The sequence below is a fragment of the Haematospirillum sp. H1815 genome, assembly GCF_012102705.1.
In the GTDB taxonomy this organism is placed as follows: domain Bacteria; phylum Pseudomonadota; class Alphaproteobacteria; order Rhodospirillales; family Rhodospirillaceae; genus Haematospirillum.
In genome coordinates this window covers 21086-37304 of sequence record NZ_JAAVTA010000015.1, presented here as the reverse complement: position 1 = coordinate 37304, position 16219 = coordinate 21086, and the positions used below count along the sequence as shown (strand labels likewise).

The window sequence follows — 16219 nt, the reverse complement described above, 5'->3', positions numbered from 1 at the left end:
AAAAACAACCGGTATCCGTTCTGTCCATAACTACTATGGCCTTGTTGAACAGACAGGCTCCATCTTTCTTGAATGTGAGCAACACCATCTGCATCCGTCCCTGTTCTCGGATGTTCTGGTGCGAAATGCACATCTTGAACCTTGTGTATCAAACGAAAGGGGGTTGCTTCAGGTTTTTTCCGCTTTGCCAGAGAGCTATCCCGGTCATAGTCTTTTGACAGAAGATGAGGCCACGATTCTTGGGGAAGATGATTGTCCGTGCGGGAGAAAGGGGAAATATTTTGTTGTACATGGACGGGTCCAGGACGCTGAAGCCAGGGGATGCAGCGACACCCTTGCTTGATGAAGGATCCAATCTTGATCTGCTGGCCGGAAATCGTGACCTGCGTGACACGTGCCTTCCGCCCTTTGCACCGCCTGTCTGCGAATTCCTCGGTGCCTTTTCAAAGGCCCTGCGTCTTGATCCGCAAGCCAGGAAGAAACCCGACCTGCAAACGTTTGCTTTCTGGTGTCGGCCTGCAGGCATCAAGGCATCACAGAATCTCTGTAACGATTCCAGACTGCGCCTTGGGCGCGGCCTGACACTTCACATTGCACCCGGCAATATTCCGGTTAACACAGCCTTTTCGCTGTCATTTGGCCTGTTGGCCGGTAACGTGAATATCGTACGGGCTCCGTCACGCCCATTTGAAGAGATCGACATCCTGTGCCGTATTCTCAATAATGTTGTCAGTGTACATCCATATCAAGACATGGCCAGGCGCTTTGCCATCGTCCGTTATGCAAAGGATCTGGATTTAACCGCCACACTGTCACGTGCCTGCGCGGCACGTATGATCTGGGGCGGCGACACGACCGTCACACACATCCGATCCCTGCCAACACGACCGGACTGCGTTGATGTTGTGTTCCCTGATCGCCTGTCCCTGTGCGTCATGGATTCCGATGCGGTTGCCAACTTGGGAGATGATGATCTGGCTGCTCTTGCCCGTGCGTTCTTTAACGACGCATACACAATGGACCAGAACGCATGCTCTTCCCCCCGTTATGTCATCTGGTGTGGTAAGAAAAGAGATCCGCAACGTTTCTGGAACGCCCTTTCACAGCACATCACAGACAGGTCATACACACTGCGCGCCGAACAGGCTGTCAGTAAAGCCACCTCTGTCCTGAAAGCCTTGGCGATACGTCCGGACATCCAGGCGGTCCAGCCATACGGCATTACCCTTTCTGTACTGGACCTGCAAACCGTTCCCCCTTGCCTTGAGACAGATAGCGGACGGAGTGGCTTCTTCTTCCAGACGCACATTCATAACCTTGACGATCTGGCCCCATCCTTGTCCCCGAAAGTGCAGACCTTAACCTACTTCGGCATCACACCATCTGCCATGCAGGAATGGGCCCTGCGCCGTGGTATCTGCGGGATAAGCCGCATTGTTCCTGTCGGGCAGGCCCTGGACATGGATGTGCTCTGGGATGGCTTCAATATTGTGGCAGAGCTCTCACGCATTGTTCACGTGAGATAAAGATCGCAGCGAACGATTCCAGTCAGGGTATCCCTTGGTCTTGGGGCATGCAGGGCGCTGTCAGAAACTTGGGCCGAAACGGTCGCATTCAATCACAAAAATACCCGCTCCCGGTCGCGACCGGCCTGGACGCCCGGGCAACCCGTCAGCGCCACGAAGCCCGTCGCATCCCCGACGCCCGGGGGCAATGCCGGGCAATGCTGCTCCCCCTGCTCCACCAAGCCCCGGCAATCCACCCGAACCCGGTGAACCACCCGCCCCCCCCAAAGACGGCAAAGAGAGAGACTGGATCACCGTTCCCACCGGAACCTGGACAAAAATATTGGACGACAACCCGCCGTTCCCGCCCTGCCCACCATGACCACCACGGCCCCCATGACCGCCGGTACCTCCATCCCCGGAAGACCGTAAGACACTGGCAGACTTGATGCCGTTACCACCCTGCCCACCGTTACCACCGCGCCCTCCCTGCCCACCACTCCCCCCGGGAGCACCAGATCCAGCACGAGAAAAAATACGCAGGGGATAAGAGTCACACCCCACCAGCCGAGCGATACGTATATCGGCCACCTTGCACATGCCACCATTACGGCCACGCACACCATGGCTCCCGTCCAGACCGGCCCCACCATCCCCGGCATGACACTGCGCGGGAACATGAACCGGTACCGGACCGAAGAGAGATCCCTCGACCTCAACAGACATGCCGTGAACACCGTCATCCCCGGGTAACCCGTCAACACCAGGACATCCTGTATTGGGACTCAGCTGCCGGTCTACCGAGAAAGGCGTTGGCAGAACCGCAATATCGTACCTGTCCTCAGCTACGCCCTGCCAGGAGCTGACCGGAGCAACACGTTCCAGCGTGCCACACACAAGAAACAACACGTTGCCTGATACGATAATCCGGGCCCCCTCCTCCAGAACCAGATGATCAACGTGCACAAAGACATACAGCTCTTCCATGTAATCAAGGCCGGGCCACTGTCCATGACGGACACTGACATCCCAGACCTCACCCCGGGCAAGTCGCTTGTAGGGGAGACGGATCACCTTGACATGCAGGGGCAGATGGTTGGCAAGCCCGGCACGGTCCGCTTCATGCAGCCTGCCATCCGCGATCGCATATTCCTCGCCACGATCATGCATCCCTTGGGGAAGGCGCTGGCGCGCTTCAATCCCGCGATAGAACAATGCACTCTTGCGTACACGGACAGCATGATCCGGCGAGCCAAACAGACGGCGCGCCGTCTCCAGGTCCGGCACAGTAATAAAATGGGTTCCGATCGGCCAGTCCTCCCCCGGGCGGGGAAGGACCGACATATCGTGACCCAAAGACTTAGTGGTTAACACCATGCGTATAACCGTACCATCTACAGGCTGTTGATATAAATGTTCCCGGGATTACCCTGACGAATCCCCGCCTTGCCGGGCTGACCGGGCTTGCCGTTGTTGCCACGCGCACCACCTGCTCCATTGGCAGAATGCTTCCCGCCAGCGCCGCCATTTCCGGCACGACCGCCAGCGCCTCCCAAACCACCGGCACCACCAATGCCCGCATGGGCAATATCAGCAACCCTCACAACGCTGGATACAGCTTCTGCAGGAACCTTTATGAACACATCACCACCATCGACAGCGTTACCGCCCTGACCACCGTTCCCGCCATCACCACCATTGCCACCACGGCCGCCATCGCCGCCATCGGTGCCTTCACAGCCAGAGTCACAACCACAGCCACCGTTTCCACCCTGCTGTCCGGCACCACCATCTCCGCCACGACCGCCGGCACCACCGGCACCGGAACGCGTGAAGACGACCAACTTTTCTCCTGCCGGATTATCAAACGCATAGAAGGTCAGGTTAGCCTGCAGGCTGGGGCGCCCGGTTCCGCCTATATTTCCATCCTGTCCATCCCCGCCATTGGACCCGTTGCTGCCAAGACCGCCCGGCCCGACACCTGTGCAGATCCCCGGAGACGCAGGCTGGACATCCTTGCCGGATGCAGCCTGATTGGGGGGCGTATCACCATGGACACCGTCCATACCAGTTACACCGTCTGTACCAAGAATACCGATATGATAGGGCTTGGTTCCGTTGCCTTCACGGAAGGCCACCTTGCGGGCGTTGATTGTAAGAACCGTGTTCAGGGCCGTAATGGATCCACCGGCAAACGTCAATGTTCCCACGTTCAGCAAAACAGGTGCCGAAGCGGGACCATAAACGATATCGGTTGTCACCGTCATGTCCTCAACAGCTATCTTGCTGGCCTGTATCGGGAATATCTTCTCGGCAAAAGCCTTGTCATGATGTGCCAGTTTACCGGCACCATAGACAAAGTTGCTGAGGCGGGCCAGACACCCGTCATCATCCGTACCGTCAAGAGCATTCCCATGCAGACACGAAAGATGCTGCGTATGGGCCTCGCGCTGTGCATCGGTCAGATTCCCTGCGAACAGGGTCTTGTATTCTTCCAGGGACGCAACCTGGACCGGGGTCTGCGGACCTTCATCAGCCGGGCAAACAGCGGGTTTCTCTTCAACATCAGAAAGGCTCATACCTGTCATCTCCTGTATGGGGTTGAGGTCATGGAGTAAAACGAACCCATTTCCAGTCCGGGGCACCACTTATCATCATTACGGTACCAAGGCTTCCATAGGTCGTTCGATTCAGGGCCGTCGCAATTGTTTGGCCAACAGCCCCCCCGCGGGACCCTGGAATCGCACTGAAGCAGCAAGACATCTTGATCGGGGGATGTGTACCGCCGCCAACCCAGTCAGGATGTTGGGTCCGCATATACCGCGCCAGAAGCTTGCCGGACATCGGTCGCATGTACCCGGCGCCCTTGATGGACGGGAACACAAAGCGCCCGGCACCATGCACATCAATCACATCATGGAACTCGGTCCCGAATTCATTCAGACGGTAGGCAACAGAGAAATGGAGCCCAAGCTCTTCAGGATTGAGTGTCAGAAACCGGTACACATAACCACTTTCGGGTTCTGTATACCGTCGGGTAAAGGAATCAATCAGATCAAACTCGTTCTCTCCCAACGGCACGGGCATCGTATTCCCGAACCAGGAGAAGTAGGACCCGGACGCGGCAACAGCTCCGCCAAAACCAGCCAGAGCTGACAAGGCCACCGTTATGCCATTCCCCGCACTGAAAAGGGGCTGACCACCAAGGGCCGCCTGCGTTCCTATCGCGGCTGCAGAGCCGGACAAGCCACCCGCCACCCCGGATGCAGCAAATCCAATCCGGCTGACAGCTGTAGCCGAATAACCGGCCCTGAAAGCGCGACCTATTGCAGCAGTAGCTGCTGTACCACCAAAGAACTCACCCGCGGCACCACCGGCAGCACCCGCGGCAAGATCAACCAGAGCCCGGGCAGGACTGAAGCGTTCACCGGATATCCCCGCTGTCGTCGCATCACCAGCAAGGGAACCAACGGCACCGGCCGTCGCTGAAACCGCTGTCATGGTCCCCAGTGCTATTCCTTCCTCTGTCGCGAACAGAAACGCACCGGCACCACCTGTCGCCAAGGTTGCAGCCGTCCCAACCAAAGCACCAAGCAGGACGGCCCACCAAGCCGCCTCCCCGGTAGGATCAAGAAGAGAGACCGGATTGTTGCCACAGTAAACGTAGGAGGATGCGTACTGTCCCTTGGGATCAACACTGTAGAAACGCTTCAGTGCCGGGTCATAAAGACGGGCAGACGCATTGTACAAGCCTGTTTCTGCATCATACTCATACCCGGTAAAGCGGTAACGCAAGTGATCATTGGCCCCGTAACGGGCTACAACCTCGCCAAATATATTATAATGGAACGCGCTTGAAAGCCTTCCGTCTGCCGATACCAGCCCACGCACGGACCCCAGATGATCCGTCAGAACCGGCATAACCTGTCCGTCAACCCGAATGGCAAACAACCCGCCGGGACCGTAGAGATATTCCGTAACCGATGGCGTTCCCGAAGCAGGACAATACTCCTCCATCAAGGTCCAGCCGTTCACACCACGCACATAGATCCGGCGCCCCTCTGTCGTGGCCTTGACGATACGGTTTGAGCGGCTGTCATACTCGAAGGCAACATCACCATCCGTGGTCCGTATCCTGTCCACACGCCGTGTACCAGGATGACGCACAATATCGGTAATTGCCCTTGAATCAGAACGCGTTACGGCACCAACGGCATCAAAGACATAATCGGCATGATCACTGCCATCGGTGTTGATAACCTGGTTTGTACCGGCACGATAACGGTATGCCATTGCCTGACCGTCATGGTCACAGGACAAAACGTTACCGTTGTCATCATAGGATGTCGACGTCACCACCCCAAGGCTCCACCGCGGCTGGACAACGCCATCAGCCATCATCCGGGCCGACAGAATCCGACCACCTGCATCATAGCGGCAGGCGGTGGACGTCCGCGCCGGGAACCTCGGCACAGCCAAAGCCGGCAGGGAGAAGGTCACATCGATCGAAGAGACCTGCCCATTGTAGTACGCGGTACCATCCATAGCCCCGCTGTTGTAGGACAGCTCTTCGGTCATAAAGGCCGAAGAAAGACGGACCGGCCACCCGGGACTGTTATAGGCATAATCCGTCGTCACCGCTGCCTGTGCACCGGGAAGGATGCGCTGTTCCGCAATCTGGTCGCCCGGTGCGTATGTCCATGCAGCCAGCACAGTGCCATTTCCATCAACCATGCGCTCGACACGCCCAGCAGCATCACGCTGTGACAGGACTGTAAACCCGGAGGGATAGGTTGTGCCGGTCACATTACCCAGGTTGTCATAGGCAAAGGTTGTCGCATACGACCGGCCAAGCTGCGGCAAACGCAATGTCTTTCCGGCAACCTGACCGGTATCATCATGATCATAGACAAGAATACTGGTGGCCTGACGGCTTGTTTCGTCACATTCCGTCGCAGACACCAGATGCCCGAGATTATTGACAGACGTCCCGTCACCGTCATGCACAAAACGACGCAGGGCGCGGGCACCGTCCTCCGGGCGTGGCCAATCCGGCTGTTCCGCCCTGGCCTGCAAGGCTCGCCTGTCCCAGTCTGCTGCAACAAGACCGGTTTCAAGCGGCCGCCCATAGCGGTCATATTTACTGTAAACCACATCACCATGGGCGGCTGTAACAGCATCCCGGGCAAAACGTACGTGACCGGCAGCATTGAAAACTGCGGTCTTCAGGCCACTATCGGGATCCATGCGGCTGATAATCCGTCCGGCAAGATCAGACAGTGTCAGCCTGGTCCAGGCATCAGTTACTCCGCCGGAAGGAAGAGCATAAAAATTCGGCAGACGAACCGCCTGCTGTACGCCATCGGGCGTATAAACCGTGGCCTGGCTCTCGATAGTCCAGTGCCCACGCTCTGAATCAACACAACGGGCCGCAGCAACTGTCCGGGACAACGTATCAGTCAGGGTCACGGACACGTCACCATTCTGGTCTGTTTTCTGCACACGGGCATAGCGACCGACCGGCAGACCCAGACGACAGGTTGGATCATCACTCGTATTGGAGCCATAAGACCAACGTAGGGTATGACGCCCTTCCGGGGTGCTTGTAGAAAGATTGGTTATGGCAAAATCACGACCAGGCATACCGGTCTCAACAACACGCCCCAGAGGAGATGCCTCAAACCGTTTGCGGGTATAGGGATATCCGTGATCCTGCGGCCAAGCATCTGCTGCCTTACCGGACAAAAGGCCACTGTCACGATCAAAAGCCGTAACCAGATCACGGCGCCAGAACAAGAAGCCGTCACGACGGATATCAAGCGCAACGGGTTTGAGCTGCACATCTGGCCGCCCCAGTTCGTCATACAGGGTCGTCGCGATGACAACCTGTGTCCCCTCAACAGAATGCCCCTGCGTCGTGCGCCCGCATCCGTCGAAATAGCGGATGGCCATCTGCAAACGGCTGCCGGCAACAAATTCACGGACAACCAGCGGGCCCCCGGCAACAAGCGCCGGATGCCCCTGCGGGCACTGCTCGGGCAGATAGCGGAATAGAATCCGGCCATCAAGCACCACAATCACAGCATGGGGCCCCAGCACAACCAACCAGTCACCGGATGGCGTGGGACTGGTAAAGGCACCTTGGACCGTGTCCTTGTTCAGGCGATCGGTCAGAGTCCAGGCACATGTATCTGGATTCCAGGCAACAGAAAGATCATCACCCAAAAGCAGGCTAACACTGTACCCAGGTTCAGCCTTGACCGTCAGGCGAACCATATAATCCGTGACAAGCCGGATCCCGGTAAAATCGATCCGCCCGGGTTGATACCCATGATAAGCAAGCTGCCCGTTGGCACTGGTCCACAACGTCGGCTGTGTCGACGAGAACCCGTCCGACCAGACGCCATTGTTGCGAAACCGGCCATACCATGTCTCCCCCATCGGCTGCACCACAAGCTGACTGTTGGGAGTATCCGGATCGAAATCATCCTGCGTTTGCCGCGCCAGATACGGCGCGATCACATTGACAACGGACTGGAACTCATTGGTGATTGCGACCTGACGGTGCTGCCGGTCATAGATGCGGCGGCGGATCTGGTTATAGGGACCAACCTCAGCCGTCAGACGATAGGTCACAGGATCAAAAACATGGGCCCGGACAGACCCGCCACGTGTCGAAAATGCCACGTTATCGATAAAGACTGTGACATTGCTACTGTTGACCGGCGTCAAATGCACCGTAACCGGCCCCTGACACCCGGACAGATCCACAGGAATGGCATAAAAAGACCACTGTGTTGATGCAACCTGAACAGTCCGGGGTATGGGCAATGATGCAGCACCGGGACCGGAATACTCTACACGCCAGCATTCAACAGGGCCATGAACACTCACAGCCGGATCCAGACAAGCCCAGAACGAGAACAGGAATGGCTCTGAACAATCACGCGGCGTCAGCTCCAAGGATGCCCCGGATACCCCTGCCGGCACCGCCAGACAACGTGTCCCCGTGCAGCTGATGGCTGTTACAAGGGGAGTCAGCGCAGGATCCAGGTTCCAGTTCCCGGCTGTTTCATAGGGTTCGAACCCGTAATAGTATGCTTCCTGCCCCGACAGGGACGCACCGGAAAAGGTAGCAACAAGGGGGGAGCCTGCCGTGGCATACAGCTCGCTCTGAACCAGCCCGGACGATGTTCGGGTCTCTACGTGATACCCATAGGCATTACGATACTCCACACGTCCGGTCCGCAACCACTGTGCAGGATCCTCCGACGGGGTGGAATCACCGGCGGCAACACGACTCCATGACTGAACTTCAGAGAAAAGAGACAGGCGTCCGGCGTCCCCTATGGCCGGCCCGGGAAAAGAGCGCCACTCCATCAGGGCCTGACCGGTTACAACCGGTTCAGCGTCACCTGTTGCAACGGTCGAGGTTATCTCCACCCATGGCGTCAGGATGTTGAGGAAACCAAACTGCGGATATCTCTGCCACCCGGGAACAACACGGCGGCGATGAACCTCGGCCTGCGCAACAGAATTCAGGACCGACATGTCCGTTTGCATAACCTGTCCCGTACGCAGGTCATACGCAAAGGATTGACTTGATGTCACGCCATCGACAACCCGCGTCGTTGATGCCAACTGCACATAACCGCCATGCAAACGACGGGTTGTGCCATCCCTGATATCCTGGACCTGGTCAATAAAAGACCAGGTGTTGAGATAACTGGCCACCACACGGTTACCTGCATCATGCATGTCCGTACGCAGGAGCTGCCCGTCCAGAACAGCCTCCCGCACCGGGTTCCCGGGGGCACGATCCCCAATCCCGTTCATAAAGGTATAACGGGTCGAACCATGCCGACCTTCCGGTCCTCTGGACACAGCAACCGTGTAGTATTTGCAAACATCACCCTGCGCGCTGAGAGCTGCCGTATCCGGATCAAACAGGTAGGTCACCTCCTCGCGGGTGTAACCGTTATCGCTGATCACAGACCGCACCGGAAAATCCACAACGGGTTGCAGTACAGAGTCATGCAGGAACCGATACAGAGTTAAAGACTGCGCCTGATCGAAAGGCTCATCAGAAGGCAGAAAGGTTGCAAAGCTCCCCGGCCCGAAAGACTCGCACAAAGCCTGCGGCACAACCTCACCGGCAAAAATAAACCCGGGCTTCAGGATCATGACCCTGGTCATCGGTCCCCCGGTATTTTCCTGACCCAAAGCCAGCAAGAACAGCGGGCCCTGATTGACAAGGGTTGCCGTGTCTACATCTGATGGCAAGGAACCAGATGCATGCCGGACGGCTTCTTTCCAGTCTGTTGATGCACCTCGATCATAAACACGGCCACCAAAGGTCACCGTATTGCCACCAACACTGGAGCCATAATGCTGCAAACCGCTTCCGACAGGCGCACTATCATACAAAAGGAGCGGATCACCAGCCCAGACCGATTGGGTGGTATCGGGATCAAAAGCCTGCAACATCCCGATAACCTGATCCGGGGTGTATTCGGTTTTCATCACCACATCATCCCCGGCTACAAACCGGAAAGCCGCACCGTCCATGACGGGAATACGCAGGGACAAGCTGTTATTGGGAAGCCACTCACACCCATTGAACCGCAACAGATCGGGCCCACAGGCAACGAGGCCAGATGGTGAAATGACGGGTATGGGCTGCCAGGGCAAGACACCCGTTTCTGTCTTGTCGATGGTCCCAACAATCTGGAACGGCGCATTCAGTGTCCGGTCAGGCTTCCAGGTATACAGGCTGAGCTGCCACGTCAGGCGGGATCCTGTATCGGCAATGACCGACGCGGCAGCAAAAACCCATGATGCCGCCACCCAGTGAAAATTGGCACGAACATCCGGGCCGGAGATGGTTATGTCCGGTGCCGGACGTGTATCCAGAATCGTCCAGTCGCCTGTTTCTCCAACACCATGACAAACCAGGCGGCTTTGCTTTGTACCGGGTGCAGAAAGCCCGTCGTAATACAGCACAACCATGGTAGTGGCGTTCGCCGCCAAAAAAATATGCCAGGAAGAAGGATCCCGCATGCGTTCTTCTGTCGGAACGTTTTCTTGCATCCATGACCGAGAGAGATCGTTCCATGTAAACCGGGTAACAGTGTTGTTCTGTCCGTTGGCTATGGCCAGAAAACGATCTCCGGCGACAACGTGGCTGTTACGGCTTTCAATACCCAGGGGAGAAGCAGGATCTTCAATCCACCCGCCCAGAATACGGTTGTCACGGTGGAAGAACAGCACGCAGCTGCTGGCTTTATCTGCATCAGGAACATGCAGGACAAAGAAATCGTCACGCAAGACGGGATTGATACCATCCGGATCAATGGACAGCAGATACTGCTGCGCAGACGGGGTCCAGGCAATCCAGCGCCCGTTCCACGTATAAACTGTCAGACTGAAACGACTGTCAGCAATCCACAGGACAACCGCGTAGTCCGTACCAAACCAGACCCTTGGCCTGGCACTGGCCAAGGCCGGCAAGACCGTCAGGCTGCGCGAACACTGCGTCAGACTCTTTTGTTGATAATCATAGGCAATAACGGCCCCTTCCGGTAAATGCCGCGAAGCAATTGCCCCGGGATTGCTCCCTGTTGCCGGGTGATACGTCATACGCAAGGGCGGCAGAAAACTGCCATCAGCCTGTACCCGGGTTATCGCCGTCAGGACGCGCCGCGTCATGGTACCGGCAAAATCGGGGGGAGCCTTGTCAGGAACAGCCGAAAACAACCCAAGCTCATACGTAAAGCAGGTTGTAAACAACAGGTCACCCGTGTGGGCCCGACACTCAACGCGGTCAAGAAACAGCGTCTCGTAACGATCCTGCCACGCTGTGGGCGCATCATCGGGAACAGCCCTGTGCGGATCCAGATACTCACGCACACCGGACATGTCACTGGAATACTGCTTCGGTGCATAAATCAGACGCGCTGAACGTCCGAACATATCGGTGACCGTTTCCAGGTAGATGGCCCGGGTAAACGGCAAGCCGTTAACACCAACAAGAGGCTGGACCTGCCTGTAGGCAAAGCGGATCTCATCACGGTTTGGAGCCTGCTGCGCAGATACATACCATGACAACGGATACTGAGCCTGGATCCGCTTCCCATCGGGATCGTGGGCAACCATTCCCGGGCCGGCCCACCCATTCCAATGAACGCCCCAAACAATGGAGTTCCCCTGGCTGGTACCATGCCCTGCAGCGTTGGTTCCGGAAGCCCCACCGAGAATACGGCACAGGCCGGATGTGTCATAAATCTCCCAGCGTTCGAACGGTGCGTAATAGCAAATACGAGAGAAGTCATAGCCTTCTGCTTCGTATTGAAGGCCACCATCCAGAACAGACAAGGAGCCAGACTCAACCCGGACAACCAGCATATAGGCGTTGACCGGATCAACAACAGACCAGCTCTGTCCAGGAACATCAACCGTCACACGCGCTTCGCGGTCCAGAACCAAGCCTTGATCCAGGAAAGCACGCTGTACTGCCGGCGTTACCTCCTTGCGATCCAGGGAAGCAGACAGACTGATATCAAGACACCCCCGCTGCCACGGACGTGCAACACGATACAAACGGTTACGAGAACCACGGCTGGTCAAGAAGAGCATAGCACTGTCCCGATCACCCGGCACAGCATAATGGGCATCGATCCGGTCAATGGGTATATCCCACCCAAGCCCAAGAATACCGGTTGGTGCATCGCGATTGCTTTGCACCAACTGACCAGAAACAGCGCTGTTATAAGTGGCAAGAAGCTCCAGGTTCAGACCGCTTCGCCCAGGAAGGGACAGCAGGGGAACAGAGAATGACACGGCCCCCCTGAACAGGTTCACATCCCGCACGGAACCACCATCGGGACTGTATTGCGAGGCCTGCCCAGGCGGGGCCTCAAGTACCGTGTCCAATCTTGCAGCACTCATAACACGCTTCCGTATACCAGCCAGCCCAATCGAATCTGTCATTGGTTGTATACGACATGATTTATCCCGACAAGGTTAATAATAAGTCGGTATTTTATCGATCAATGGATGACGATAAAAATAAGCAGGCATACGGAATGCCGTGCAGATGAGTGCAAAGGAAAAACGGCTTCAACCAAGAAGAAGCCGAACCGGGACAAAGACAAACGGGAAAGAACAGAGTTGCGACAGATATCAGGATATCCCGCAATGTATACCGTGCAATGCCCCCTGCGACGCACCTGCAAGCAGGCAGATGTCACAGGGGACAGCACCATCAATAGTGCATGATCAGGGCTGCTTATTCTGCAACCAGACCCAACGCTGCTGCCGTAATATGGAACGGAACGTCGGAACCCGTCTCGACAAGAATCATCATGTCCTCGACCGCATCGCCGGTTACATCAACACGGATAGCGGGCGGAGCATACCAGTCACCATAGTCAGCCCCAACGCTGTACCATACAGAATGAGCGGCAGAATTCTGACCGCTGAAGGCAAGAGCCTGGAAGCCATCCTGCGCTGCATGTGCATCAATGGCAGACAAGTCAATACGGTCCCCATCATCAGAGTTAAAATCGATAATTCTGGAAGGGTCATTGAATGGAGAGTCTGAAACCGACTTGAACACGAATGTATCGGCTCCCTTTCCACCCATCAGGATATCATCGCCCCCGTTGGCAATCAGGGTGTCATCGCCTTTACCACCAGCCAGCATGCTTCTGCCCGCAGCGGCCTTAAGGGTATCACCGGCAAGGCCCCCAATAACGGCTTCTATATTGTGCAGTGTATCCTCATGCTGCCCACCGACCTTGACCACAACCGGCCCTTTGACAGACAAGTCCACCTCGACAGACTTATCCTTGTCGGAATATTCGGCCCCATCAAAGCCAGCGCCACCATCCAGGATATCCCGCCCCGGACCACCAAAGAAAACTTCATTGGCAGAAGTCCCCGTCATCCGGTCATCAGCCGAACCACCGATGACCCTTTCAATATTTCTCAAAAGATCTTTCTGCTGATCATTCACATTGACAACCAGATCCCCCACAGAGGATGGCGTAATCATCAGCGGATCTGCATAGGGTGAATAATTAACAGTATCAGCACCACCAAGACCATCGATGAAGCCACGAGCCTTGGGTGGATGCAGAAAATCATCGTTCTGCGTTCCAGTCACCACCGCATAGGGACCAACCATAACAACAGAGCTCTCCATCTGTGTCATATCCATCATATCCTCCATGTTCAGTCGGGCAAGAAAGACCCGCAGACACGAACGGTATCAAAACAGACAAGAGACATCATAATGAAAATATATACACCAACCATGACCAATGAAGAACATAGAATAACCACATACATATAAACCAATAATTACAAGATACATGCAGGAATGAAATATAATTGGCATGGCATTGCCATTACATGGAAAAAGTGGATATATTCATAATATATCCCCCATTATTGATGTATGCACACAGCGTACATTGCAATGAAACGGTTTCATAATTTTTCCTTGCGCGCCAGAGCAATCAGTAGAAGCAACAAAAGCGCACGCAGCCTGCTTCAGGAATGGTAACAGGAAGAGACTAAAGAGACTGTGGCCGGTCAGAACGTTTCTTGTCCATCATCACAATCAGGCTCCGGTTACTCTGCGGTGCCGCAAGGTTTTCCGACACAGCATCCAAACCCGCAAGGTACAACCCTGCCTCTCTTCCGGCACAGAACACACATACGCCTGGATCAAACATGCCGCACCCGAAAACCGGAGACCCAGTGCCCCTGTCCGGCGGGGAGCAAGGAAGCCGGACAGGATGGCCATCGGGGGGAAACCGCACCGGGTCCCCGGTTCAGCGCACGAAGACGCCGGCCACCACATGCGCTGACAACACACGTGGTGGCGGGAGGCCAAAAACCCAATAACACTGCCAGTAGTCAGAAGTACCGGGCGGACTTATTTCCCTTGCGGGTGTTTTATTCGCCGCCCTCCCGCCATGATACACGTGCACGGACCGCGAGGAATCAGTCCGTCACCGTACAGACAGTCGCCGCGCAATACAGGCGACTGTCTGCTACTGGTATGTACGAGGTTTTTGGGCCTCTATCGACAGGTTTTTGAACCCTGCCGATAAACAGACTCTAGATTATAGTGCATCCTACATCAAGCAACTTATTGGTTTTATCGTCCGATCAAGGCCAGCGCCAATCCCGCAACCAGGATCCACGGCAGCCAGGTTGGCAAAGTACGGCGGCCATTCCCCCCGGTCAGGCTGACGCCAAGCTGCCGCACCGTTTCAGGATGCAGCTTCAATCCACCGGAGGCCATCATCGCAGCTGCCCGGTCGGCATATTCAAGAACAGCGGGCATCCGCTCCAGAGTACGGGCCAGGCCATGCACTGTTCCCTTGACCCTTGCACCGGGACCGAAGGTGTCGGTCATCCAGCGTTCCACCAGTGGGTAAGCCAGTTCCCACATGTTGATATCGGGTTCCAGCTTGCGTCCCACACCTTCGGCCAGCAGCATGGATTTCTGTAACAGCAGCAGCTGCGGCTGGGTCTGCATCGAAAATTGCTCTGTTACCTGGAACAGCTGCCCCAGCAGGCGCGCGATGGAAATTTCGTTGATCGGCTTGCCAAAAATGGGTTCAGCAATGGAACGGGCTGCTTGGGTGAATGCATCAATCGACTTGTCATCGGGCACCCACCCGGCTTCAAAATGAACCTCTGCTACCCGGCGGTAGTTACCGGTCAGGAAACCCAGCAGCATTTCCCCCAAGGTTCGCTTTGTTTCCTCGCTGACCCGACCCATAATTCCGAAATCAACCGCGATAATGGTGCCGGTCTCGTCAACAAACAGATTTCCCGGGTGCAGGTCAGCATGAAAAAACCCGTCGCGGAACACCATGTTGAAAAATGCATTGGCGGCGTGGGTAATCACCTCGCGCGGGTCAAGGCCGACGGCAATGATTCTTTCCCGTTCATCCAGGGGAATACCGGCAATGCGTTCCTGCGTCATCACCCGTTGGCCGGTGCGCTGCCAGTCGATGGCCGGAACGCGGAACGTGGTATCCCCGGCGAAGTTTTCTGCCAATTCCGCAGCGGCGGCGGCTTCAAACCGAAGATCCATTTCCAGCGTGACCGAATCCTCGAACGTCCGGACAGTTTCAACCGGGCGCAGCCGCCGGAACTGTGGTCGGAACCGTTCCACCATCGCGGCGATCCAGGAAAACATTTCAACATCGCGGGCGAAAATTTTCTCCACACCCGGGCGCAGAACCTTGACGGCAACCGGCTTGCCCTCTGTTGTGACGGCAAAGTGAACCTGGGCAATGGAAGCGGCAGCCACCGGAACTTCATCAAAGCTTTGCCACAGGGACTCGGGTGGCTCCCCGAACTCATCGGTCAGAATCCGGCGTACATCTTCAAACGGGAAAGGCTCCAGGCGATCCTGCAGATCTGTCAGATCCTGCGCGATGGCCTCGCCCATCAGATCCGGGCGCGTGGAAAGAGCCTGCCCAAGCTTGATGAATGTTGGCCCCAGCTCAACGAAAGCCCGCGCCAGGCGTTGTCCGGGCCGCCCTTCGGCAGGGCGTACCATGGGACGCAGGAGGGTTGCCACCAAGGACCCGACCGGCAAGGCATCCAGAAGAAACAAAACGTCGTGACGGGCCAAGACCCGGCCGATACGAAATACGCGGGCAAGATTACGACAGGCAGAAAACATC

General features: G+C 56.3%; 6 protein-coding genes and 1 pseudogene. 2 read left to right on the top strand and 5 right to left on the bottom strand.

The features are described 5' to 3' along the window. Together HEQ60_RS10010 and HEQ60_RS10005 are read left to right on the top strand one after the other, a co-directional pair. A pseudogene (locus HEQ60_RS10010) lies at positions 1-343 on the top strand (acyl-protein synthetase); the annotation flags it as partial. Next, the gene (locus HEQ60_RS10005) at positions 291-1526 is read left to right on the top strand and encodes an acyl-CoA reductase (protein WP_168071545.1); all 1236 of its coding nucleotides are present in this window, start codon (positions 291-293) and stop codon (positions 1524-1526) included. The pseudogene HEQ60_RS10010 and the gene HEQ60_RS10005, both read left to right, overlap by 53 nt. Before the next feature lie 60 nt (positions 1527-1586). Here HEQ60_RS10005 and HEQ60_RS10000 read toward each other — a convergent pair whose 3' ends face one another. The 5 genes from HEQ60_RS10000 to ubiB form a co-directional block, all read right to left on the bottom strand. Continuing rightward, the gene (locus HEQ60_RS10000; protein WP_168071544.1) at positions 1587-2882 is read right to left on the bottom strand and encodes a hypothetical protein; all 1296 of its coding nucleotides are present in this window, start codon (positions 2880-2882) and stop codon (positions 1587-1589) included. 17 nt (positions 2883-2899) lie between these two features. Continuing rightward, positions 2900-4084: a hypothetical protein gene (locus HEQ60_RS09995; RefSeq protein WP_168071527.1), complete on the bottom strand. Its 1185-nt coding sequence runs from the start codon at positions 4082-4084 to the stop codon at positions 2900-2902. A gap of 28 nt (positions 4085-4112) precedes the next feature. Beyond that, a complete protein-coding gene (locus HEQ60_RS09990) occupies positions 4113-12452 on the bottom strand; it encodes an RHS repeat-associated core domain-containing protein (protein WP_168071543.1) in 8340 nt (2779 codons plus the stop codon). 340 nt (positions 12453-12792) lie between these two features. Further along, positions 12793-13728, bottom strand: a complete 936-nt coding sequence (locus HEQ60_RS09985) for a M10 family metallopeptidase C-terminal domain-containing protein (RefSeq protein WP_168071542.1) — start codon at positions 13726-13728, stop codon at positions 12793-12795. Positions 13729-14673: 945 nt separating this feature from the next. Continuing rightward, entirely contained in the window at positions 14674-16218 is a 1545-nt protein-coding gene (ubiB, locus tag HEQ60_RS09980) for a 2-polyprenylphenol 6-hydroxylase (protein WP_168071541.1), read from the bottom strand. Between the last annotated feature and the right edge of the window lies 1 nt (position 16219).